A 21,881-nucleotide genomic window follows, 5' to 3' on the forward strand; every position below is an offset into this window, starting at 1 on the left:
GGGAAAAGATTTTGACGCAGACGGGACATTCGCTCATCGACCGCGCCAAGGTCTTCATCGCGCCTCTCGACGCCGGGAAGGCCGAGGAAGCGCTCGCCCGCGTTCTGGAAAACGACGACGCGGCCGATGGCGCGCTCGCGGCGCTTCTGCGCGAACGGCCAAAAGCGCGCCAACTGCTCCTCGGCGTCCTCGGCGCTTCGCCTTATCTCACCGATCTTGCGGCGCGCGATCCGGCGCGGCTCGCAAGAGCGCTCGACAGCGATCCGGCGCAGCGCATCGAAGCGCTCATCGAAGAAACGCAGAACGTCGCGACTGACGACGAAGCCGAGCTGATGCGCCTGTTGCGCCTCACGAAGCAGGAAGCCGCGCTCGTCATCGCGCTCGCCGACCTTTCCAAAGTCTGGGATATGCCGGAGGCGACGCGGGCGCTCACGCGAATCGCCGACGCGACGCTTTCCGCCGCCATTCGCTTCACGCTGCGCGCCGCCGCGCTTGCCGGAAAAATCGAACTCGCCGATCAGCGCGATCCGGAACGCGGATCGGGATGGATTTTTCTCGGCATGGGCAAGGGCGGCGCGTTCGAGCTGAACTACTCTTCCGACATCGACCTCATCGTCTTCTTCGACCGCTCGCGCGCGCGCCTCGCCGACCCCTCAGAGGACGTCGATTTCTTCGTCAGGCTGACGAAGCGAATCGTCAAAATCATGAGCGAGCGCACCGCCGACGGTTATGTGTTTCGCACCGATCTGCGGCTGCGGCCGGATCCTGGCGCGACGCCGATCGCCATCCCGCTCGAAGCGGCGCTGAGCTATTACGAAAGCATGGGCCAAAACTGGGAACGCGCCGCCTTTATCAAGGCGCGGCCGGTCGCCGGCGACATATTCGCCGGCGAACAATTCCTGCAGGAGCTCGCGCCCTTCATCTGGCGCAAATATTTCGACTTCGCCGCCATCGCCGACGTGCATTCGATCAAGCGGCAGATCCACGCGCATAAGGGCCACGGCAAGATCGCCGTCGTCGGCCACAACATCAAACTCGGCCGCGGCGGCATTCGCGAGATCGAGTTCTTCGTGCAGACGCAGCAGCTCATCACCGGCGGCCGCGATCGGCGCCTGCGCGGGCGCGAGACGCTCGCGATGCTCGACCAGCTCGTCGAAAGCGGCTGGGTGGCGCCGCAGGCGCGCGACGATCTGCGCGAAGCCTATCTGTTTCTGCGCGACGTCGAGCACCGGATTCAAATGGTCGCCGACGAGCAGAAACATACGCTGCCCGAGACAGAAGACGGCGTCGCGGTGATCGGCCGCATGATGGGCTTTTCGGGTTACGCCGATTTTGCCGAGGCGCTGCTGAAACGGCTCGATGTGGTGCAAAGCCACTATGCAAAGCTCTTTGAAAGCGCGCCGCAGCTCACCTCGTCAGCCGGCAATCTCGTCTTCACCGGCGACGACGACGATCCGGGCACGATCGAGACGCTCGCGAATATGGGCTTTGCGAATCCGAAGACAGTGACAGCGACCATTCGCGGCTGGCATTTCGGCCGCTACGCGGCGACGCGTTCGACCGTCGCGCGCGAACGGTTGACGGAACTGACGCCCATCCTGCTCGAAGCGATCGCCGCGACGGAGAACGCCGACGCCGCCTTTCTCGCTTTCGACAGTCTCATCTCGAAACTGCCGGCGGGCGTGCAGCTCTTCTCGCTGCTCGTTTCGCAGCCGCGGCTTCTCAAACTTCTCGCGGCCATTACCGGCGCCGCGCCCAAACTCGCCGAAACGATCTCCCGGCGCCCGCGCGTGCTCGACGCGCTCATGGAGCCGGCCTTTTTCGAGACGGTGCCGACGCAAAGCGAATTGGAGGAGCGGCTCGCTACGCAATTCGCCGAAGCGCGCTCCTATGAAGACGCGCTCGATCGCGCGCGCATCTTCGGACAAGAGCAGAAATTCCTCATCGGCGTGCGCATCCTGACCGGCTCGGTGTCCGTGGCGGAAGCCGGCCTCGCCTATACGCGCCTCGCCGAGACGGTCATCGCCCGGCTCTTCGCGCGGGTCTGCGAGGAGTTCGCCCGCACGCATGGAACGATCGAGGGCGGCGCCGCCGCGGTCGTCGCCATGGGCAAGCTCGGCGGACGCGAGATGACTGCGGCGTCCGACCTCGATCTGATGCTGCTTTACGACGCCGATCCCATGGCGGAGTCGAAAGGCGGCGAACGGCCGATTTCAACGCAGCAATATTACGCCCGCCTCACCCAGCGGCTGATCAGCGCCCTTTCCGCTCCGACCGCCGAAGGGCTGCTCTATGAAGTCGATTTTCGCTTGCGCCCTTCCGGCAACAGCGGGCCGCTCGCAGTGAGCCTCGCCGCTTTCTCGGATTATCAGGCCAATGAAGCCTGGACCTGGGAGCAGATGGCCTTGACTCGCGCCCGCGTGGTGGCGGGCGCCGAGGCGTTCGCGACCCGCGTCGAAGCGGCGATCCGCCATGCGCTGACGAGCCCTCGCGACGCGCGGAAATTGAAGGACGACGTTTTGTCCATGCGCCGGCGGATCGAAAAGGAAAAAGGCTCGACGAGCCCCTGGGAGGTCAAGCAGGTCGCGGGCGGCCTGATCGATATCGAATTCATCGCGCAATATCTGATGCTGCTCCACGGCGTGCAGCGGCCTCAGCTCTTTTCCACCACCACCGCCGTCGCCCTTGGCCATCTGAAGGACGCCGGCTTTCTTGGCCCCGGCGCGGCGGAGGCGTTGACCGACGCCTCGCGGCTCTATCAGGGCCTGACGCAACTGCTGCGGCTCGCCGTCGATGACGCCTTCCGTCCGGCGGACGCGCCGCGCGGACTGACGGACCTTCTGCTGCGGATCGGCGACGCGCCGGATCTCTCCAATCTCGAAGCGCTGCTCGCCGACACGCAGAAGCGAACCCGAGAAATATTCACGAGCGTCGTCGGCGAGGTGGCCGAGCGCCCGGTTTCCGCGTGACTGGAGTTGCAGAACCGGCCGCTCGGGCATAGATACGCCGGATTCCTCGCGCAGGAGCTTTCCCGCCGGCCGACGGCCGCTTTTGTTCAGGGCCGCCTGGCCCATTTTCTGGAGCACATCATGTCTCACGCCCGCAAGAATGCGCGTACACTCGCCCGCGCCGCGCTTGGAGCGACCGCGCTCGCCGCCCTGCTGGCGATGGGCGCCGCCGGCGTGACGTCGGCTGAGGCGAAAGTTCTCGCCAAGGTTAATGGCGTGGAGATCACCGACGAGGATCTTAAGCTCGCGATGGATGATCTCGGCGCCGGCATTCCGCGCCAGCTCGAAGGAAAGGCGCGCGAGTCCTATGTGCTCGACTTCCTCATCGATGAGCAGCTCGTCGTGCAGAAGGCGCAGGCCGACAAGCTCGCCGAAACGCCGGAGTTCGCCAAGAAGCTCGCCTATCTCCGCGACAAGGCGCTGATGGAGACGCTGCTCGGCGACGTCGCCCAGAACGCGGCGACCGAAGCGGCGATCAAGCAGACCTATGATGAGGCGGCGAAGAACCAGAAGCCCGAGACTGAATATCACGCGCACCACATTCTCGTGCCGACCGAGGACGAGGCGAAAGCCGCGCTAAAGCGCGTCAAGGCGGGCGAGGATTTCGGCAAGGTCGCGACTGAGCTCTCCAAGGACCCGGGCGCCAAGGGCGGCGATCTCGGCTGGTTCACCAAGGACCGCATGGTGCCCGAATTCGGCGACGCTGCGGCGAAGATGGAGCCGGGCCAGGTCTCTGATCCCGTCAAGACGCAGTTCGGCTGGCACATCATCAAGCTCGACGAGAAGCGCCCGAAAGTCTTCCCGCCGCTCGACCAGGTGAAGGATCAGGTCGCGCGCTATGTCGTGCAGAAGGCGCAGAGCGAACTCGTCATGAAGCTGCGCGAAGGCGCCAAGATCGAGCGCTCGGACCAGCCGGCCGAGGCGCCGAAGACGGCCGAGCCGCCAAAGAAGGCGGACGAGAAAAAGAAGAAGTAAGCGTCCAGGCCTCACCCTCGTCGAGGGCGAGCCGACTTGGACGGAGAGGACAGCAGATCAAGAATGGGGCTGGCCGGGCAGCAGCGCGGCCAGCCCCATTTGCCTCCTACGCGCAATCCGGTGCGACATGAGTCCTCGATGCGCGAGGTAGATGGGCTGGTCCGCCGCCAGTCACAGCCTTGACGCGCGACTCGCGCAGGGTCCAAACCCCGCAGGTCAACTCCAATTCTCAGGCTGAAAATGGCTCACGACGCTCCCCTATCGCCGCTCGCGCCGACATCCGCGCCAGAAATCCCGCCGCTCGAGGGCGTGCGCTTCGCCGTCGGCGCGGCGGGGGTGCGCTATGCCGGACGCACCGACGTGATGCTTGCCCTGCTCGACGCCGGAACGACCGTCGCTGGCGTCTTCACGAAATCCAAATGTCCCTCCGCGCCGGTCGACTGGTGCCGTGAGAGGCTCAAGGGCGGCAAGGCCCGGGCGCTGCTCGTCAATTCCGGCAACGCCAACGCCTTCACCGGCAAGACCGGGGCGCAGGCGGTCAAATTCTCGGCGAAGCTCGCCGCGGCCGCGACGGGCGCGCCGGAGCGGCAGATTTTTCTCGCGTCCACGGGCGTCATCGGCGAACCGCTCGACGCGCATAAATTCGACGGGCTGCTGGAGAAGCTCGCGGAAGAGGCGCGGCCCGACGGCTGGCTCGACGCCGCGCGCGCCATCATGACCACCGACACCTATCCGAAGCTTTCGACGCGCAAGGCGACGATCGGCGGGGTCGAAGTGACGATCAGCGGCTTCGCCAAGGGCGCGGGCATGATCGCGCCCGATATGGCGACGATGCTCGCCTTCGTCTTCACCGACGCCGCCATCGGCGCCGAGGCGCTGCAGGCGATGCTCGAAAGCGGCGTCAAGGGCAGCTTCAACGCGATCACGGTCGACGGCGACACGTCGACCTCCGACACGCTGCTGCTCTTTGCGACAGGCGAAGCGAAGAAACGCGGCGCGCCGAAAATCGAAAAGCCCGGCGACAAGCGGCTCATCGAATTCAAGCGCGCGCTCGACGCCGTGCTGCGCGACCTCGCGCATCAGGTGGTGAAGGACGGCGAAGGCGCGCGCAAATTTGTCGAGGTGACGGTGACGGGCGCCGACAGCGCCAAGGCGGCGAAGCGCGTCGCCTTCTCGATCGCCAATTCGCCGCTCGTCAAGACCGCGATCGCCGGCGAAGACGCCAATTGGGGCCGCATCGTCATGGCCGTCGGCAAGGCCGGCGAGAAGGCCGACCGCGACAGACTTGCGATCTGGTTCGGCGGCGTGCGCGTCGCCCATAAAGGACTGCGCGATCCCGACTATGACGAAGCGGAGGTTTCGCAGATCATGAAGCGCGACGAGATCGTCATCAATGTCGACCTTGGAATCGGCAAAGGCGCGGCGACAGTGTGGACCTGCGACCTCACCAAGGAATATGTCGCCATCAACGGCGATTACCGCAGCTGATCCGCCGCATGATCCTCCCCAATGCGGTGCGCGCCGCAATCTTCGACATGGACGGCACGCTTCTCGACACGGAGCGGTTCTATCTGCGGGCGATCAGCGAGGCGTGTTCCGCGATGCAGCTGCAAGCCGACGAGGGCTTCTTTCTGCAGATGCTCGGAACGCCCTGGTCGAACTGCTACGCGCTGATGGAGCGCCGCTTTGGCGAGCGTTTCGCGCGGGCGCATTTCGATCCGCTGTTCGATGCGCGCTTCGCGGCGCTCACCCGGGACGGCGTTCCGGTCAAGCCAGGCGTGCGCGAACTTCTGGCGTATCTGCAATCGCGCGCTATGCCGATGGCGGTCGCGACGTCGACTCGCGGCGAGATCACAAGACGCCATCTCGAGCGCGCTGGCCTGCTGAACTATTTCGCGGTGCAAATAACGGCCGACATGGTGAAGGAAGCCAAGCCGGCGCCGGAGACGTTTCTGAAAGCCGCCGAGCAGCTGGATATGGCGTCCAGACATTGTCTCGCGCTGGAGGACTCGCCCGCAGGCGTCCGGTCCGCGGCGGCGTCGGGCGCGATGACGATCATGGTTCCCGACCTCGCGCCGGCCACGGCGGCCGAGCGGGCGCTGTGCGTCGCAGTCGTCAGGACGATGCATGACGTGCTAGATTGCCTGATCGCCGCCGAGACCGCCGCGCCGGCGTGATCAGCGCGCGTGCGGCGGCCAAGGTTCGCGAACTGCGTTCTCGTGGAGCGTTCTTGCCATGCGTTGCGTGCAGCTTCTCATCGTCGCGCCGCCCCTCGTCGCGCTTGCGGCTTGCAACACCGCGCGCGGCCCGGCGCCCGGCGTCGGCTTCGATCCGTCGCAGGCGAACTACATCAGGGCGCCAGGCAAGGGCGTCATCACGGGCGAGGCGTTTCTGCGCGACGGCTCAGCGCAGTCGAACGTGCGTTACGCCGCCGGCCAAACCGTGAGGCTCATCCCCGCCACGACTTACGCGCAGTCGCGCATCAAGAATTTCTACGGCTCGGTGAAATTCCTGCCCGCCGGCTCAATCCCCAAAGTCGAGCCGGATTCGCAATACGCCTCGCTGACCCGCACGACGACGACGGAATCGAACGGGCGGTTCACATTCGAGAACGTCGCGCCGGGACATTATTATCTCACCACGCAACTCGTCTGGCAGCCCAAGGACTCACCCAAGCCCGAAGGCGGCGCCATGTATGAGGAAGTGACGCTCACCGGCAAGGAAAACGGCCCCGTGAAAGTCGTTCTCTCCGGCAATTGAGCGCGCCCGTGAACATTCTGCTCGTCGTGGCGGCGGCGCTCGTCGACGCCGACAATCGCGTGCTCATCGCGCAGCGTCCCGAAGGCAAGCAACTCGCCGGCCTTTGGGAATTTCCCGGCGGCAAGCTCCATCTCGGCGAACGTCCCGAGGACGCCCTCGCGCGCGAACTCGAAGAGGAGCTCGGCGTGCGCATCTGCGCGCCCTGTCTCGCGCCGCTGACGTTCGCGAGCCACGCCTACGACGACTTCCATCTTCTGATGCCGCTTTACGTCTGCCGAAAGTGGGAGGGCTTCATCACGCCGACGGAAGGACAGGCGGTGAAATGGGCGCGCGCCCGCGATCTGCGCAACTATCCAATGCCGCCCGCCGACGCGCCGCTGATCGGCCCGCTGATCGATCTCCTGGGCTGAGTTGGCGGACCCGCCGCCGATCGGCCCTATGCTTCCCTGACCGTCGCGTAGCTCGCCGGGATCGACAGAGTCCAGATCAGCCCGTCGGGCGGGAAATTCAGCGTCGCCGTTCCGTCGAGCGCCTGCGCGACGAGGCGCTTCACGACCTTATGGCCGAAGCCTTCGCGCGGCGGCATTGCCACCGCCGGACCGCCGCTCTCGCGCCATTCGATGTTGAGCCTGCCGTCCTCGAAGCGCCACGTCAGCGACACGGCGCCGTCCGGACGCGACAGCGCGCCGTAGCTCAGCGCATTGGTCACCAGCTCGTGCAGCGCGAGGCCGATATTCTGCGCGGCCTCCGGCTTCAGCATGATCTTCGGGCCATCGATCTTGGCGCGGGTCGAGAAGTCGATCTGCGGCACGTCCATGCAATAGGCGAGCTGCGCGCGCACCAATTCGCGCATCGACGCGCCGCGCCAGTCCTGCGAGACGAGCAGATCATGCGCCATCGACAGCGCCTGCAGCCGCGCGGCGAATTTGCGCTGATATTCTTCAAGCGACGGCGAACCGGCCGCCGTCTGCCGCGACATCGCCTGCACCACCGCGAGCAGATTTTTCGAGCGATGCACGAGTTCGCGCAGCAGCACGCGCACATGCTGTTCGCGCTGCTTGCGCGGGGTTATGTCGCGCGCGGTGCCGAGAATGCGCACCGCCCGCCCCTCCTCGAAAAAGGTGCGCCCGCGCACCGAGACCCAGCGTTCGATGCGGTCGGTCTGGCCGATGACCCGATATTCGATCTCGTAATCGCCTTCGTGCGTGGGATCGAGCGCGACCCCCACGGCCTCCTTCGTGCGCTTTTTGTCCTGCGGATGCAGCGCGCTGCGGAAAATCTCGAAGCTGGCCGGCACGCCCTCGGGGAGCCCCCACAGACGGCGCACGCGCTCGTCTATATGCACCTCGCCGGTAATGAGATTCCAATCCCAGATGCCGGTGCGCCCGGCGTCGAGCGCGAGCTGCATACGCTCCAGGGCGAAGGCCTGCTCGTCGCAGAAGGAACGCGCCTGGCGCACGTCGTCGGTTTCTGGGCGAATTTCCGTGTCGGTCATTCGGCGCCTATCGTGTGTCGAAAGGCCGGCAGCATACTCCCAGACGCGTCCGGGCGCGAGGGGCTAAAGGGCTTCCTCATCCGAAGGAGGCCTCATAGAGGCGTCTCCTCAAAATGAGGGCGAGGAAATAGTCCTTCACCCGGTCGCGGGCTTAGATATCGACCAGCTCCGTCGCGAAAGCGGCGCGCTCCTGAATGAATGCGAAGCGCGCTTCCGGCTTGTTTCCCATCAAGCGCTCGACGCAGTCCGCTGTCTCCTCGCGATCTTCCGGCTCGACGATCACCTTGAGCAGCGTGCGCTTGCTCGGGTCCATCGTCGTCTCCTTGAGCTGAGCCGCGCTCATCTCGCCAAGCCCCTTGAAGCGGCTGGTCTCGATTTTTCCCTTGCCGGTCAGTTCCTTGGCGATCAGTTCTTCGCGGTGTTCATTGTCGCGCGCGTAAACGGTCTTCGCGCCCTGCGTGAGTTTATAGAGCGGCGGCTGCGCGAGATAGAGATGGCCGTTCTCGATGAGCCGCGGCATCTGCCGATAGAAGAAGGTGATGAGCAGCGACGCGATATGCGCGCCGTCGACGTCGGCGTCGGTCATCACGATCACTTTCTCGTAGCGCAGATCCTCGTCGCGGTAATGCGCGCCCAATCCGCAGCCGAGCGCCTGCGTGAGATCGGCGAGCTGCTGGTTGGCGAGGAGCTTGTCCTTCGTCGCCGAGGCGACGTTCAGAATCTTTCCGCGCAGCGGCAGGATGGCTTGCGTCGCGCGGTTGCGCGCCTCCTTCGCTGAGCCGCCGGCGGAATCGCCTTCGACGATGAACAGTTCCGACCCTTGAGCCGAATTGTTCGTGCAGTCGACGAGCTTGCCGGGCAGCCGCAGCTTGCGGGTCGCGGTCTTGCGGGCGATGTCCTTCTCCGCGCGCCGGCGGAGACGCTCCTCCGCGCGCTCGACGGCGAAGTCCAGGAGCTTGTTGGCCTGCGACGGCGCACCGGCAAGCCAATGGTCGAAGGCGTCGCGCACCGCGCCCTCGACGATGCGCGCCGCCTCGACGCTCATCAGCCGGCTCTTGTTCTGGCCTTGGAATTCCGGCTCGCGAATGAAGACCGAGATCATGGCCGCCGACTGTCCCATGAGATCGTCGGCGGCGACGTCCTTGGCGCGCTTCGCCTGCCCGACGCGCTCGGCGTGATCCTTCAGCGCCTTCAACAGCGCGGCGCGAAACCCCGCCTCATGCGTGCCGCCGTCCGGCGTCGGAATGGTGTTGCAATAGGAGTGAATGAAGCCGTCGTCCTCGGCGAGCCAGGAGACCGCCCATTCGAGCGAGCCATGGCCGCCTTCGCGCGTGATCTTGCCGACGAAGGGCTGGTCAGTGACGAGTTCGTGGCCATGAATCTCGCGCGCCAGATAATCCTTCAGGCCGCCGGGAAAGCGCAGCACCGCCTCATGCGGCGTGTCGGCGCCGGGCTCGATCAGCGACGGATCGCAGCGCCAGCGGATCTCGACGCCGCCAAAGAGATAGGCCTTGGAGCGCGACATGCGGAAGAGCCGCGCCGGCTTCCAATGCGCGCTTACGCCGAAAATCTGCGCGTCGGGCTTGAAGCGCACCTTGGTGCCGCGCCGATTGGCGATTCGACCGACCGATTTGAGCTTGCCGAGCGGTTCTCCGCGCGAAAACTCCTGCCGGTAGAGCTCGCCGCCAATCGCGACTTCGACGTCGAGCTTCTCGGACAGCGCATTGACGACCGAAACTCCGACGCCGTGCAGGCCGCCCGAGGTCTGATAGGCGCCGCTGTCGAACTTGCCGCCCGCGTGCAGCGTGGTCATCACCACTTCCAGCGCCGATTTCTTGGGGAACTTCGGGTGCGGATCGACGGGAATGCCGCGGCCATTGTCCACGACCGTCAGCCAGCCGTCGGGCTCCAGGTTCACTTCGATGAAGGTGGCGTGGCCCGCAACCGCCTCGTCCATGGCGTTGTCCAGCACCTCGGCGAAGAGGTGATGCATCGCCGCTTCGTCGGTGCCGCCGATATACATGCCCGGGCGGCGCCGGACCGGCTCGAGACCCTCCAGCACTTCGATCGAGGCTGCCGAATATTCGGCAGGAGCCCGCTTTGCGGCGGGTTTCGCTACGGGCGCCTTGCGCGGCGCACCGCCGAAAAGGTCAGGTTTTGAAGCCATGGGGCGATATTAGCGCGATTCGGGATCGAGTGGGCCGGTCCGGCGCAGGCGTCTTCGCCTGGCCGACATAGGGAGTTCACAAATCAGGCGGAGGACGCCTTGCCTTGTCGCACGCGCGACGCTGGGGCATCCTTCGGCCCGACAATTACTGACCTGGGATTTATCGCTCAATCAAAAAATTCGGGGCAATCCATGGCGCATGTTCAGGAATTGGGGGTGTATCAGGTCGACGTCGCGCCGCCGGCCGGCGAAACCTTAACGCCCGCTTTCTTCGTCGAAAGCACAGCGCCCGACAATATCGACGACAAGGAATGCGTTCTGCCGACGCCGGAGAACTGCAAGGTTTCGAATCTAGACACAATCGTCGAGACTCTGGCGAAGCAGAAAAACCCCAAGCTCTTGATCACCGTGCACGGCTTCAATACGCCGCGCAAGAAAGTTCTCGACACATTCAGGGAGTCGTTCATTGCGCTAAACGACGATGACGCGCTGGAAAACCGCGGTCTCGTCTGCGTGGGCTACCGCTGGCCGTCGGAAGCCATGGGAACGCCCTGGCGGAGCGGACTGAACGCTGCGCCATTGTTCCTCCTCGGCATTCTCTTCGTCTCGCTCGCCGCCGTATATCTCGTGAACTTCTATTTTGAGATCTGCGACTGGTGGAAGCTCGCGCGCGTCGCGGTGACCGCTGTGACGGCGGCGATGGCCGTCATTCCCCTCACCCTTTTCGGCTTGCGGCTCATCGTCTATTTTCGCGACGGCTTTCGCGCGACGAATTACGGCGTGCCAGACCTCGTCAATCTCATTCGCGATATCGACGACAGGCTTCCCAAACGTCCGAACGCTGACCCCGACGATCTGATCGGTAGGGTCGACCTTTCCTTTATCGGTCACAGCATGGGCGGCTTCGTCGTCACCAACGCCGTGCGCATTCTGTCCGACGTGTTCTCCCCGCTCGCAATCGCCGCCATGCGTAGCGTGGAAGCCGCGGGCAGCGAAGAGGAGCGCAGGCGCCGGGAGCTCAGATCAAAGATCGGCAAGAATTTTCTCCTGCGCCGCCTCGTGCTCGTCTCGCCCGACATTCCGGCTGAGGTGCTGCTGTCCGGCCGCAGCAATGCGCTGCATTCGTCATTGATCCGCTTTCAGGAGGCGCATCTTTTTTCCAACGAAGGCGATGAAGTTCTGCGCAACATTTCGACGACGGCGAACTTCTTTTCGCTGCCGACGAAGAGCCGCAGCTTCGGCTACAGGCTCGGCAATGTCGGCGTGCTGACCGCATGGGGGCTTTCCGAAGAGCTGACGCTCGGCAATCTGCGCGTCGGCTCCCGAACGCTTCACGAACTTTACGAGGAACTGGGCGCCGTGCAGCCGGAGGAATCCTTCGCGCAGAGGCTGACCTATTTCGATTGCACCGACAGCATCGACGCCGACGGGCGCGGCGTCGTGACGGACGCGGCCCGGGGGACGGCGCCGAACCTGTCCTGGCTCGGACATCTCCGCCTGCTTTGGATCTATGTCAAAGGCGAGGCCGACGTGCACTCCGGCTATTTCCTGAAGCCCAGCCTGGTGCGCCAGCTGATCTATCGCTTCGGCGCGATCGGCTATGGCGACGCGGAGAAGCTTTATGGCGGTCTCCCGGCATTGAGCGCCATGTGTGAAGAGTCTCAGATCAAGGCGCTGAAGCCGAGCGCTCGCAGCGTCGCCGCCGCCGCCGCGGCGGACGCGATTCAGGGCGCGCCATGATCGCCTTGGTCGTCCCGCTTTTGAGCGTGCTGCTACCGCTGGCGCATCTGGCGCTCAGCAAGGCGCCGATAACCCGCGTTCGCGTCATTCGCCTGCTGCTGCTTTACGCGCTGGTTCTCGACGTCGGCGTCATCGGTCTGCCGCTCGGCTTCATCCCGCATGTGTTCTTCCCCGATCAAACGGCGCGGATGATCGGCTGGCCTCCGGGCAGCCCGTTCCAGTTCGAGGTCGGCGTTCACGACGGCGCCTGGGGCGTTCTCGGCTTTCTCTGCATCTGGATTCGCGGCGCGTTCCGGCTCGCGACCGGGCTTGGATGGTCGCTGTTCATGCTGGGGGCGACTTATGGCCACGTCATGCAAACGATTCGCGCCGGCGATTACGCGCCGTACAATTTCTTGACGATCTTCTCCGACGGCTTCGTCGCCTTCTGGCTGCTCCTGCTTCTCTATCTGTGGCGCCGCTGGGACGCCACGGACGATGAACGCAGATAGGAATCGCGGCAAACGATACGCGGCGACTGAATTGAGCCTGAGGTTGAAGATGGAAACGAAGGTCGATGAAATCGCCGAGCGCATCTACCGCTTATCGACCTTCGTGCCGGAGGTCGCGGCGCCGGCCGGTTTCACCTTCAACCAGTTCCTCATCGACGCCGACGCGCCGCTGCTCTTCCATTGCGGGCCGCGTTCGCTGTTTCCGCTCGTGTCCAAAGCCTTGGGCGCGATCATGGCGATCGAGCGGCTACGCTGGATTTCCTTCGGCCATGTCGAAGCTGATGAATGCGGCGCGATGAACCTTTGGCTCGCCGCGGCGCCAAAGGCGCAAGTGGTCCATGGCCAAACGGCGTGCATGGTGTCGCTCAATGATCTCGCCGACCGGCCGCCGCGCGCCCTCGCCAATGGCGAGGTTCTGGATATCGGCGGCAGGCGCGTGCGCTACATCGATACGCCGCATGTGCCGCATGCATGGGAATCGGGGCTGATCTACGAGGAGACGACTCGCACGCTGTTCTGCGGCGATCTCCTCACGCAAATCGGCCAGGGGCCGCCGATCACGGGCGAAAGCCTGCTCGAAGCGGCGATTACGGCGGAAAACGCCTTTCAGGCGACTTCACTGACGCCTGCGACAGGCCCGACCATTCGCATGCTCGCGGCGCTGCAGCCGCGCCGCCTCGCCGTCATGCACGGCTCGAGCTACGAGGGCGATTGCGCCGCCCTGCTCTCGCAGCTCGCCGACTATTACGAAACGGCGCTCATGGCGAAGAGCGCCGCGTCATCCTCCACTTGACGGCAAGCCTTTCGATGCCCCTCGCGTGCTGCAAAGCGCGGAGCGACGCCGCGTGGATGCCGCGACCCGCGCGAGCATGACGAAGAGAGTCTGCGCCAGCCTTCAGCGATAGGCTTCCCGCATCGACGCCACATCGATCCTGCGGTAAGACATTCAGGCAAAATCCAAGGGAAGAAATGCCACGCTTCTTCGTCACGCTCGCCGCCTGTCTCGCCAGCGTCGCCCTTTTCGCGGCGCCGGCGCAGGCGGAAAAACTGCGCATCGCGCTGCAAAAGACCGGCACGCTGGGCTGGGAGCTCGCCGTCGTCAAGGCGTTCAACCTCGACAAGGAAGCGAAGCTCGACATCGAGGCCACTGAACTCGCCTCGACCGACGCCGGCAAGATCGCCATTCAGGGCGGCGGCGCCGACATCATCATCTCCGACTGGCTATGGGTCGCGCGACAGCGCGCTCAAGGTCAAAAGCTGACCTTCTACCCGCACTCGTCGGCGATCGGCGCGGTGATGACGAAGAACCCCGCGATCAGGAGCGTCAAGGATCTCGCGGGCAAGAAGCTTGGCGTCGCGGGCGGGCCGCTCGACAAGAGCTGGCTGATGCTCAAAGCCCATGCGCTCAAAGAGGGCGTTGATCTCGACAAGACCGCCACCGTGCTCTACGGCGCGCCGCCGCTCATCGCCGAGAAGGCGCTGCAGGGCGAGATCGACGCCGCGCTCGAATTCTGGAATTTCGCCGCCGATCTCGAAGCGCAAGGCTTTGCGCGCGCCATCGAACTCACGGAGGTCGAGAAGGCCCTCGGCGCCAAGAGCGACGTCGTCGTCACGGGCTATGTTTTCGACGAAGGCTTCGCGGCGAAAGACGAAGACGCGCTCGCGCGCTTCTTCACAATGACGAAGAAGGCGAAAGAGCTGATCGCCACCTCCGATCGGGCCTGGGATGTGGTCAAGACGCAGCGCCTCGCCGGCAAGGACGCGCGAACACTCGATGTCTACCGCAAGCGCTATGTCGCCGGCTTGCCGAAGCGCCCGATCGCACAGGAAGAAGCCGACGCCCGCACGCTCTATGGCGCGCTCGCCGCGCTCGGCGGCGAAAAGCTGGTCGGCCCTGCCAAGACGCTCGATCCCGGAACCTTTTACAAGGACGCCAAGGGCACGCCGCATTGATCCGTTTCGCCTCGCTCGCCGCTCTGCTCCTGCTTTGGCAGATCGCGGCGTGGCTGTCCGATCCGCATCGCTTCCCCGGACCCGCCGCCGTCTTCGAGAAAATCTATGAAGAGGCGGTCTCCGGGGCCCTCTTTGCCAATCTCGCGATCACGCTTGCGCGCGTCGTCGCCGCCTTCGCGCTCGCCATGAACTTCGGGACGGCGATCGGCTATCTTATGGGCCGCAACAGACTCGCGGACCGGCTGCTCGACCCGTGGCTCGTCGCCCTGCTCAATCTGCCGGCGCTGGTCGTCATCGTGCTCGCTTATGTCTGGGCAGGCCTCACCGAGGTCGCCGCGATCGGCGCCGTCGCGCTCAACAAGCTGCCGAACGCCATTGTCGTCGTGCGCGAGGGCGCGCGCGCGCTCGATCCTCATCTTGAGGACATGGCGCATGTGTTTCGCTTTTCTCCCGCCACGCGTTTCAGGCATCTCGTCCTGCCGCAGCTCGCGCCCTATCTTGCCGCGGCGACGCGCTCCGGCCTGTCGCTCGTCTGGAAGATCGTCCTTGTCGTGGAGCTGTTGGGGCGCTCCAACGGCGTGGGATTCGAAATCAACATGGCCTTTCAGCTCTTCGACATGAAGCTGCTGCTGGCTTACGCGCTTCCCTTCGTCGCGCTGATGCTCGGCGTCGAAACCTTTCTGGTGCAGCCTCTTGAACGACACGTCTCACGCTGGCGGCGCGGCGTCTCTCAACGTCTCGATCGCGTCTAAGGATTGTCATTCTGCAAGCGGCGGGCCGCTTCGCGCGCTCGAAGATCTGCGGCTGACTCTGCCGGCAGGAAAGGCGGGCGCCGTCGTCGGCCCTTCCGGCTGCGGGAAGACCACCTTGCTGCGGCTCATCGCCGGCCTTGACGCGGATTACGTCGGAACGATCGCTCTGCCCGAGCACGGCCGGCTCGGCATGGTCTTCCAGGAGCCGCGACTGCTGCCCTGGCGCAGCGTCATCGACAACATTCGCATCGCCGCGCCGCATGCGCGCGACGACGAGATCGCCGCGCTTCTCGATGAACTCGGTCTCGCCGACCACGCGGCGCATTTTCCGCGCGAACTATCGCTCGGCCTCGCCCGGCGCGTGGCGCTGGCGCGCGCCCTGGCGGTCAAACCCGACCTTCTGCTGCTCGACGAGCCGCTTGTTTCGCTCGACGCCGTCCTCGCACGGGAGCTGCGCGACATGATCGCGCGGCTCATCGACGAGCGTCGCATTACGACGCTGATCGTGACTCACGATCTGCACGAAGCGCTTGCGCTTGGAGACAGGCTGTTTCTGCTGTCGACGCGCCCCGCCCATGTCGTCGCGACGATCGATGTGCCGGCGCCGCGCAGACTGCAGAAGGACGCCGCCGATGCGCTCGAGGCGCAGGCGCGGGAAGCGCTCGCCGCCGCGCGCGCAGCATCGTCGGAGCGAACGTCAAGAGACGATCCCTGAACGCGCGCCGAAGTTTTTCTCCGACGTGCGAAAACGCACAGAAAACCAGGCGCATTCCATTCATCATTTGTCAGTCTCGCGAAAGAGATTTGAAACATTTCGGGCGAGACGAAATTTCAGAGGAGATATCGAGATGACATTGCTTTCGAAATCCGCCGCCGCCGCCTTCGTTGCGGCAACGCTTCTCACGCCTTCCTTCGCGTCGGCCGGAGTTTCGGTGGGACAAGCTGCTGAGCAGAGCGCGTCCGTGCGCCGAATCGGCTGGAGGCCGACGATTTCGAGTCGCGACCGGGCCAATATCTGTCCGCCGAACTTCAAATGGATAGACACGAAGTGCGTGCATTGGCCGCGGTAAGCAAGGATTGATGCCCTACAGTGACGCCGCCGCCCAAGTGCGACGGCGTCAGCCGCGCGTTCGAAAATCTCCTGTTCACCAGGGAAGGTCTTCGCCGCGATAGTCGAGATAGCGGCGCGTGTCGGCGAGCGTCAGAGACTCGGCGACTCGGATTACGCCCGCCACGCTGTCGCGCACGTCGAGCGTCGCATCCGGTCCGCCCATGTCGGTGCGCACCCAGCCGGGATGCATCGCGACGACGATGACGCCTTCCGCCTTCAGATCGGCGGCGAGACATTGCGCGATCTTATTCAGCCCAACTTTTGAAACGCGGTAGGCGACGTTGAACGTCCCGTCGAGCGACATCGAGCCAAGTATGCTCGACATCAACACGATGCGCGGCCGAGCGCCGCGTTTGACGAGCGGCAGAAACGCCTGGACGACGCGCAGCGGACCGAGCGTGTTGATGGAGAGTAGATCGAGCGCGCCCTCGAAATCCATGTCGGTGGAGGACTGGCGCTGTGGCCCATAGGCGCCGGCGTTGACGATCAGCACGTCGACCGGATCGGTTATTCGCGCCGCAGCGGCGCGCACCGCCCGCTCGTCGCGAACGTCGAACTGCAACGTGGTCGCGTGCGGCGCGGCGGCCTTCAACGCCGCCAGACCGGCGGCGCTGCGGACGCTCGCGGTTACGCGATCGCCCCGCGCCGAAAGCTGACGCGCAGCCTCCACGCCAATGCCGCGGCTGGCACCGACAATGAGCCAATGAGACATGTCGCCTACCTAGGGGTTTCTGAGGATGGATCGATCTACTGGCCTGAATATAGCGTCGGCGCGGCGGCGGACAGCTTGCCGGGCGCGATGCCGCGGTGCAGTATTCTTGCTATTCAAGGGGGCTTTTCATGAACGATGTGGCGATTAGCGCGGCGCAAGACGCGCCGGAGACGGGCGATATTGTTTTCACCGGCCGCGACGATGAATTTCGCGACATCCTGCGCAAGGGCGCGCTTCTCGAAGTCGTCACCTTCGGCTTCTACCGATTCTGGCTCGCGACCAAAATCCGCCAGCATCTGTGGTCGCATACAATTCTCGACGGCGACGCCTTCGCCTATCTCGGCACGGCGCGCGAACTGCTCATCGGCTTCTTTTTCGCCATCGCCATCCTGGCGCCGATCTATCTCGCCTCCTTCCTGCTCGGCGTCGAAGCCGAACGCGAGATGTCTTTTGCTTCGTTGCTGGTCGGCGTGTTTTTTCTGGCGTTCTGGCAGTTCGCCATCTATCGGGCGCGGCGCTATCGCCTGCACCGCACGGCCTGGCGAGGGCTGCGCTTTCACATGGAGGGCTCCGGCCTTGCCTACGCGCTAAACGCCATGGGCTGGGGACTCTTAACGGTCATATCCCTCGGATTGGCCTTGCCATGGATGCAGGCCGGGTTGGAAGGCTACAAGATGCGCCATACATATTACGGCGATCTTCCCGGCGATTTCGTCGCGACCGGTGATGATTTCTTCAAGCAGGGCTGGCGACTTTGGGTCGGGGCTGCACTCACCGGGACCGCTTACCTTGCGGGTCCAGTCCTCACTGAAATAACGAAGGAAGCGGTCTGGCTCCTGTTGATGCTGCCGACTCTTGCCGCCACCGTCTTCATATATGCGCGGTTTAAGGCATTGCAGTGGAAGTGGTGGCTCGAGGGCGTACGCATCGGCGACGTGCGGGCGAGCTCGACGCTGGAAGCTCATGCGCTGACGGGAAATTACTGGACTTTTGTCGGCCTTCTCTTTGCTTCGGGAGTGGCCGCGCTGACAGTCGGACTCGCCATTGGGCTCATGCCCAAAATCCCCGGAATCATTTTGGGCGTGCTGATCTATCTTGCGCTGATCGTGCAATATTCGATCCTGTGGCGAACCTTACCACCCCTCAATGTTTCTTGATTGCGCGGAATCTGCTGTGATTCAAGGAGTCTCCATTGATTCTGGAGGCTCTGATGGTCGAGCGTTCGGCGCTGATCGCGGCGATCGAGGAAGATTTCAAGCAACGGCTTCCCAATTACCACAAGTCGCGGCGCGAAGCGCTGACGACGCTGGCCGGGGTGATGCTGGAGACGCGCAGCGCCAATCTGATGGAGTTGGCGGCTGCGCTACCGCGTGAGATCGGAGCGGCGGATCATCGCTATCAATACATCGAACGGCAGTTGAAGAACGAGGCGATCGACGCCGGCGCGACGATCAAGCCTTATGCTCTTGCGGCGCTCGAGCGTCTGGCGGCGCGCGGGCAGACCGTCGTCTTGCAGATGGATCAAAGCCACATCAACGACGCGAATGAAGTCTTGATGCTGTCGGCGCGCTTGCGCAAACGCGCCGTTCCCGTGGCGTGGCGCGTGCGGTCGACGCAGGGGAACATTGGCTTTTCCATTCAAAAGGAACTGCTCGACAGCGTGCGCACGTGGTTGCCGAAAGACGTTTCCATCATGCTGGCCGCCGACCGTTTCTATGGAACGGCGCAGTTGATTGGATGGTGTCAAAAAGCCGGCTGGTCCTATCGCATTCGCCTCAAGGGCAACTTGACCCTTGCTCACGAGGGCGGCGAACTGACGACCGGCGAGGTCGCCCAGCGCTTGCCGCAAGGCGTCATGGGCGCCGAGCTTTACGGCAGCGGCGTCTCCACCAACATCGGCATCCTGCACGAGAAGGGCCACAAGGAGCCCTGGATCATCGCGATGGACGCCAACCCTGGCAAATACACGGTTCTCGACTATGGAATGCGCTGGGGGATCGAGAACATGTTCTCCGACTTCAAAAGCCGCGGCTTCGGCCTCATGCAAAGCCATATCCAAAAACCCGATCGTCTCGAACGATTGATCCTGATCATGAGCATCGCCCTCTACTGGGCGATCTCCTGTGGAATGTTCGCCGAGCGCCAGGCCGTCGCCGACGGCGTAAAAAAGGGACTCTGATTATGCGAGGGCGGCGCAGTTATCGCCTCGTGGTCCTATGCCGACGTTCGGCGCGTTCCGGCTCCGTCCGACGTGATGCGGCTGCGCGCCATCGGTGCTGCGGAACTGGCGCAACTCGAGGTTCGCGATCCTGAAGCGCGACGCGAAATCGAACGCCGCTGCCCGATGCTTGCGGCGGACGAGTCGCGGCGCGCCGACGGCTCGACTCTTAGAATCGTCGGCTGGTCGCTCGCCGCGGCAGCTTCGATCGCGGGTCTGATCTGGTTCGGCGTTCCTTTCGCGGCTGACAGGCTCGCGCCGCTCGTCCCCGTCGCCTGGGAGAAACGTCTCGGCGACGCGGCTGAACGGCAGATGCGGGAATTGTTTGACGGCAAGAGCTGCGCGTCGCCCAAGGGCGCCGCCGCGCTGGCGAAGCTTTCCCAGCGCCTGCAGGACGCGTCCGGCCTTCGCCTACCTGCGACGATCGAGGCGATCTCCTCGAAAACGCCCAACGCCTTCGCCCTGCCAGGGGGCAAGGTTTTCATATTGTCCGGACTGTTGGAGAAGGCGCAGTCGCAGGATGAAGTCCTGGGCGTGCTGGCGCATGAGTTCGGCCATTTGCAGAACCGCGATCATCTGCGGCGCCTTATCGCCGACAGCGGCATCGCCTATCTCTTCGGCCTGCTCTTTGGCGACGTGGCGGGCGGCGGCGCCGTGGTCTTCGTCGGCAAGACTCTGCTGAACGCCGCGAACTCACGCGAGGCCGAGGCGCAGGCAGACGCATTCGCGGCGAAAACGCTTGCCGGCCTCGGCCGGCCAGCGAAGCCGCTGGGTGAGCTGCTGCTGCGCGTGACGGGCAAGGAGAAGGACGGCTTCCTCACCATCCTCCACGATCATCCCTTGAGCGAAGACAGGCTCGCCAAGCTATCGGCCGCCGACAAGGCTACGGCGGATCCGGTGCTCACAGACGACGAGTGGAAGGCGTTGCAGAAGATCTGCGACTAGCCTCGCCTACATCGCCGGCGCATGCGTCGACTCGATGCGGGCAACGCCGTCGCGCACCGCCGCCTGCACCTTTTCGAAGGCGCGCACCTCGATCTGCCGCACGCGCTCGCGCGAGACGCCGAATTCCTCGGACAGCGTTTCGAGCGTGACAGGATCGTCCGACAGACGCCGCGCCTCAAAGATGCGCCGCTCGCGCGGGTTGAGCACGTCAAGCGCGCCGCGCAGCGCCTTGAGCCGATTGTCGCTCTCTTCCTGGGCGACGAGCAGACGCTCCTGATCGATGCTGTCGTCGACGAGCCAATCCTGCCATTCGCCTTCGCCTTCTTCGCGCAGCGGCGTGTTGAGCGAGGCGTCGCCGCCCATACGGCGGTTCATCTCGATGACGTCCTGCTCGGATACGCCAAGCCGATGCGCGATGGTCTTGACGTTCTCAGGCTTGAGATCGCCTTCCTCGAAGGCGGAGATGCGGCTCTTCGCCTTGCGAAGATTAAAGAAGAGTTTCTTCTGGCTGGCCGTGGTGCCCATCTTCACGAGCGACCAGGAGCGCAGAATATACTCTTGAATGGAGGCGCGGATCCACCACATCGCGTAGGTCGCGAGACGGAAGCCACGGTCCGGCTCGAAGCGCTTGACGGCCTGCATCAGGCCGACGTTGCCTTCCGAGATGATCTCGCCGACCGGCAAGCCATAGCCGCGATAGCCCATGGCGATCTTCGCCACGAGTCGCAGATGCGAGGTGATCAGCTCCTGCGCCGCCTTAGGATCATCATGCTCGCGCCAACGCTTGGCGAGCATATATTCCTGCTGCGGCTCCAACATAGGAAACCGTCTGATTTCAGATAGATAGCGGGCAAGGCCGTCTTCTGAAACGATGGGCAAGGCATTCGCCATAAGTCCCTCCTGGCGAACCCCCTGGATGCGGCGGGTTCGCAATGCGCGGTCACAAACGCCGACCGCGACAGGGAAACATTATAGGGCGCCCCCCAAGGGCTGGAAAATGACGATTGCGTGAAGGGAGGCTAAAGCGCGGATTAAGTTTCAGCAATGTGAACAAAGCGCCCGAGGGAGGTTACGCGACTTTGGCGATTCGAAGAGGCAAGGAAATCGTCTCAAGCGTGGTCAGGTCCAGCTTCTGCGAGGCGCCGTCAATATCGAATCCAACGACTTCGCCAGAGGCGTCGAGATCCACATTGAGGCCAGACACGATCTCGCGCGTCTCCGTACCGGGGCCGGACTTCAGCTCTATGTAGAGACTGTCGGTATCGGAGTAGTAGTGGCGTTTCATGACGTGTCTTTCCTGAAGTTTCGGTCGAAAAAGGCATTGTGCAAGGTTTCGCCGTCCTCGAGCGTGACGACCCTCAACATACGCTCAATTCCGTCCCGAATGTCGATCACAGGTCCCCAATACCGTAGCCGACCATCAGGCTGAACGATTCGCTCAAGCGGCGACGCTATGACAGCCTCACACATTGACTCCTTAATATACAGCCTCACACATTGACTCCTTAATATAAGGTCGTTTGCGCAAGACCTGTTCGGAAAAGTAGACCATGG

At 64.0% G+C, this 21,881-nt stretch carries 20 protein-coding genes; 15 read left to right on the plus strand and 5 right to left on the minus strand.

Going from position 1 to position 21,881, the window contains the following annotated elements; genetic code table 11:
- Positions 1 to 11: 11 nt before the first annotated feature.
- The 6 genes from AC0X69_RS05940 to AC0X69_RS05965 all read left to right on the plus strand — a co-directional run bounded on the left by AC0X69_RS05940 (position 12) and on the right by AC0X69_RS05965 (position 7,153).
- The gene (locus AC0X69_RS05940; RefSeq protein ID WP_482612230.1) at positions 12 to 2,969 is read left to right on the plus strand and encodes a bifunctional [glutamine synthetase] adenylyltransferase/[glutamine synthetase]-adenylyl-L-tyrosine phosphorylase; all 2,958 of its coding nucleotides are present in this window, start codon (positions 12 to 14) and stop codon (positions 2,967 to 2,969) included.
- A gap of 120 nt (positions 2,970 to 3,089) precedes the next feature.
- Positions 3,090 to 3,983 carry a peptidylprolyl isomerase gene (locus AC0X69_RS05945; protein ID WP_482612232.1) on the plus strand — a complete coding sequence of 298 codons (894 nt, stop codon included), beginning with the start codon at positions 3,090 to 3,092 and terminating at the stop codon, positions 3,981 to 3,983.
- Positions 3,984 to 4,223: 240 nt separating this feature from the next.
- The gene (gene argJ, locus AC0X69_RS05950) at positions 4,224 to 5,471 is read left to right on the plus strand and encodes a bifunctional glutamate N-acetyltransferase/amino-acid acetyltransferase ArgJ (protein WP_482612234.1); all 1,248 of its coding nucleotides are present in this window, start codon (positions 4,224 to 4,226) and stop codon (positions 5,469 to 5,471) included.
- 8 nt (positions 5,472 to 5,479) lie between these two features.
- Positions 5,480 to 6,160, plus strand: a complete 681-nt coding sequence (locus AC0X69_RS05955) for an HAD family hydrolase (protein ID WP_482612236.1) — start codon at positions 5,480 to 5,482, stop codon at positions 6,158 to 6,160.
- A 58-nt stretch (positions 6,161 to 6,218) separates the two neighbouring features.
- A complete protein-coding gene (locus AC0X69_RS05960) occupies positions 6,219 to 6,743 on the plus strand; it encodes a carboxypeptidase regulatory-like domain-containing protein (RefSeq protein WP_482612238.1) in 525 nt (174 codons plus the stop codon).
- Positions 6,744 to 6,760: 17 nt separating this feature from the next.
- A complete protein-coding gene (locus AC0X69_RS05965) occupies positions 6,761 to 7,153 on the plus strand; it encodes a (deoxy)nucleoside triphosphate pyrophosphohydrolase (protein WP_482613316.1) in 393 nt (130 codons plus the stop codon).
- Between the two features lie 26 nt (positions 7,154 to 7,179).
- On the opposite strand, the gene AC0X69_RS05970 is transcribed toward AC0X69_RS05965, so the two are convergent.
- Positions 7,180 to 8,238: a sensor histidine kinase gene (locus AC0X69_RS05970; protein ID WP_482612239.1), complete on the minus strand. Its 1,059-nt coding sequence runs from the start codon at positions 8,236 to 8,238 to the stop codon at positions 7,180 to 7,182.
- Between the two features lie 151 nt (positions 8,239 to 8,389).
- Positions 8,390 to 10,405 carry a DNA topoisomerase IV subunit B gene (gene parE, locus AC0X69_RS05975; RefSeq protein WP_482612241.1) on the minus strand — a complete coding sequence of 672 codons (2,016 nt, stop codon included), beginning with the start codon at positions 10,403 to 10,405 and terminating at the stop codon, positions 8,390 to 8,392.
- A 192-nt stretch (positions 10,406 to 10,597) separates the two neighbouring features.
- Here parE and AC0X69_RS05980 point away from each other — a divergent pair, with 192 nt between their 5' ends.
- The 6 genes from AC0X69_RS05980 to AC0X69_RS06005 all read left to right on the plus strand — a co-directional run bounded on the left by AC0X69_RS05980 (position 10,598) and on the right by AC0X69_RS06005 (position 16,056).
- Entirely contained in the window at positions 10,598 to 12,145 is a 1,548-nt protein-coding gene (locus AC0X69_RS05980) for an alpha/beta hydrolase family protein (RefSeq protein WP_482612243.1), read from the plus strand.
- Entirely contained in the window at positions 12,142 to 12,636 is a 495-nt protein-coding gene (locus AC0X69_RS05985; protein WP_482612245.1) for a DUF6790 family protein, read from the plus strand. The genes AC0X69_RS05980 and AC0X69_RS05985 overlap by 4 nt, the downstream gene beginning before the upstream one ends.
- Positions 12,637 to 12,685: 49 nt before the next feature.
- Positions 12,686 to 13,429: an oxygen-binding di-iron domain-containing protein gene (locus tag AC0X69_RS05990; RefSeq protein ID WP_482612247.1), complete on the plus strand. Its 744-nt coding sequence runs from the start codon at positions 12,686 to 12,688 to the stop codon at positions 13,427 to 13,429.
- 176 nt (positions 13,430 to 13,605) lie between these two features.
- Positions 13,606 to 14,589: an ABC transporter substrate-binding protein gene (locus tag AC0X69_RS05995; RefSeq protein WP_482612249.1), complete on the plus strand. Its 984-nt coding sequence runs from the start codon at positions 13,606 to 13,608 to the stop codon at positions 14,587 to 14,589.
- A complete protein-coding gene (locus AC0X69_RS06000) occupies positions 14,586 to 15,341 on the plus strand; it encodes an ABC transporter permease (RefSeq protein WP_482612251.1) in 756 nt (251 codons plus the stop codon). Before AC0X69_RS05995 ends, AC0X69_RS06000 begins: the two co-directional genes overlap by 4 nt.
- Positions 15,283 to 16,056, plus strand: a complete 774-nt coding sequence (locus tag AC0X69_RS06005) for an ABC transporter ATP-binding protein (protein WP_482612253.1) — start codon at positions 15,283 to 15,285, stop codon at positions 16,054 to 16,056. The genes AC0X69_RS06000 and AC0X69_RS06005 overlap by 59 nt, the downstream gene beginning before the upstream one ends.
- 430 nt (positions 16,057 to 16,486) lie before the next feature.
- Here AC0X69_RS06005 and AC0X69_RS06010 read toward each other — a convergent pair whose 3' ends face one another.
- Complete coding sequence (locus AC0X69_RS06010; RefSeq protein ID WP_482612255.1) at positions 16,487 to 17,164, minus strand: SDR family oxidoreductase; 678 nt, start codon at positions 17,162 to 17,164, stop codon at positions 16,487 to 16,489.
- A 128-nt stretch (positions 17,165 to 17,292) separates the two neighbouring features.
- Between AC0X69_RS06010 and AC0X69_RS06015 the strand changes: the two genes are divergently transcribed.
- The 3 genes from AC0X69_RS06015 (at position 17,293) to AC0X69_RS06025 (ending at position 20,327) form a co-directional block, all read left to right on the plus strand.
- On the plus strand, positions 17,293 to 18,321 hold the full coding sequence (locus tag AC0X69_RS06015) for a YjgN family protein (protein WP_482612257.1): 1,029 nt from the start codon (positions 17,293 to 17,295) through the stop codon (positions 18,319 to 18,321).
- A 35-nt stretch (positions 18,322 to 18,356) separates the two neighbouring features.
- The gene (locus tag AC0X69_RS06020) at positions 18,357 to 19,343 is read left to right on the plus strand and encodes a transposase (protein ID WP_482612259.1); all 987 of its coding nucleotides are present in this window, start codon (positions 18,357 to 18,359) and stop codon (positions 19,341 to 19,343) included.
- Positions 19,344 to 19,418: 75 nt separating this feature from the next.
- Complete coding sequence (locus AC0X69_RS06025; protein WP_482613317.1) at positions 19,419 to 20,327, plus strand: M48 family metallopeptidase; 909 nt, start codon at positions 19,419 to 19,421, stop codon at positions 20,325 to 20,327.
- Positions 20,328 to 20,333: 6 nt separating this feature from the next.
- On the opposite strand, the gene rpoH is transcribed toward AC0X69_RS06025, so the two are convergent.
- Both rpoH and AC0X69_RS06035 read right to left on the minus strand, forming a co-directional pair.
- Positions 20,334 to 21,218 (minus strand): RNA polymerase sigma factor RpoH, encoded by an 885-nt coding sequence (gene rpoH / locus AC0X69_RS06030; RefSeq protein WP_482612261.1) that lies wholly within the window; start codon positions 21,216 to 21,218, stop codon positions 20,334 to 20,336.
- 178 nt (positions 21,219 to 21,396) lie between these two features.
- A complete protein-coding gene (locus AC0X69_RS06035; RefSeq protein ID WP_482612263.1) occupies positions 21,397 to 21,612 on the minus strand; it encodes a DUF2283 domain-containing protein in 216 nt (71 codons plus the stop codon).
- Positions 21,613 to 21,881: the final 269 nt, after the last annotated feature.

It is taken from the genome of Methylocystis sp. Uni0008 (assembly GCF_056838045.1).

Coding starts and splice junctions, on each gene's coding strand:
- AC0X69_RS05945 (WP_482612232.1), top strand. CDS start 3,090: ATGTCTCACGCCCGCAAGAATGCGCGTACACTCGCCCGCGCCGCGCTT.
- argJ (WP_482612234.1), top strand. CDS start 4,224: ATGGCTCACGACGCTCCCCTATCGCCGCTCGCGCCGACATCCGCGCCA.
- AC0X69_RS05955 (WP_482612236.1), top strand. CDS start 5,480: ATGATCCTCCCCAATGCGGTGCGCGCCGCAATCTTCGACATGGACGGC.
- AC0X69_RS05960 (WP_482612238.1), top strand. CDS start 6,219: ATGCGTTGCGTGCAGCTTCTCATCGTCGCGCCGCCCCTCGTCGCGCTT.
- AC0X69_RS05970 (WP_482612239.1), bottom strand. CDS start 8,238: ATGACCGACACGGAAATTCGCCCAGAAACCGACGACGTGCGCCAGGCG.
- parE (WP_482612241.1), bottom strand. CDS start 10,405: ATGGCTTCAAAACCTGACCTTTTCGGCGGTGCGCCGCGCAAGGCGCCC.
- AC0X69_RS05980 (WP_482612243.1), top strand. CDS start 10,598: ATGGCGCATGTTCAGGAATTGGGGGTGTATCAGGTCGACGTCGCGCCG.
- AC0X69_RS05985 (WP_482612245.1), top strand. CDS start 12,142: ATGATCGCCTTGGTCGTCCCGCTTTTGAGCGTGCTGCTACCGCTGGCG.
- AC0X69_RS05990 (WP_482612247.1), top strand. CDS start 12,686: ATGGAAACGAAGGTCGATGAAATCGCCGAGCGCATCTACCGCTTATCG.
- AC0X69_RS05995 (WP_482612249.1), top strand. CDS start 13,606: ATGCCACGCTTCTTCGTCACGCTCGCCGCCTGTCTCGCCAGCGTCGCC.
- AC0X69_RS06010 (WP_482612255.1), bottom strand. CDS start 17,164: ATGTCTCATTGGCTCATTGTCGGTGCCAGCCGCGGCATTGGCGTGGAG.
- AC0X69_RS06015 (WP_482612257.1), top strand. CDS start 17,293: ATGAACGATGTGGCGATTAGCGCGGCGCAAGACGCGCCGGAGACGGGC.
- AC0X69_RS06025 (WP_482613317.1), top strand. CDS start 19,419: ATGCGGCTGCGCGCCATCGGTGCTGCGGAACTGGCGCAACTCGAGGTT.
- rpoH (WP_482612261.1), bottom strand. CDS start 21,218: ATGGCGAATGCCTTGCCCATCGTTTCAGAAGACGGCCTTGCCCGCTAT.
- AC0X69_RS06035 (WP_482612263.1), bottom strand. CDS start 21,612: ATGAAACGCCACTACTACTCCGATACCGACAGTCTCTACATAGAGCTG.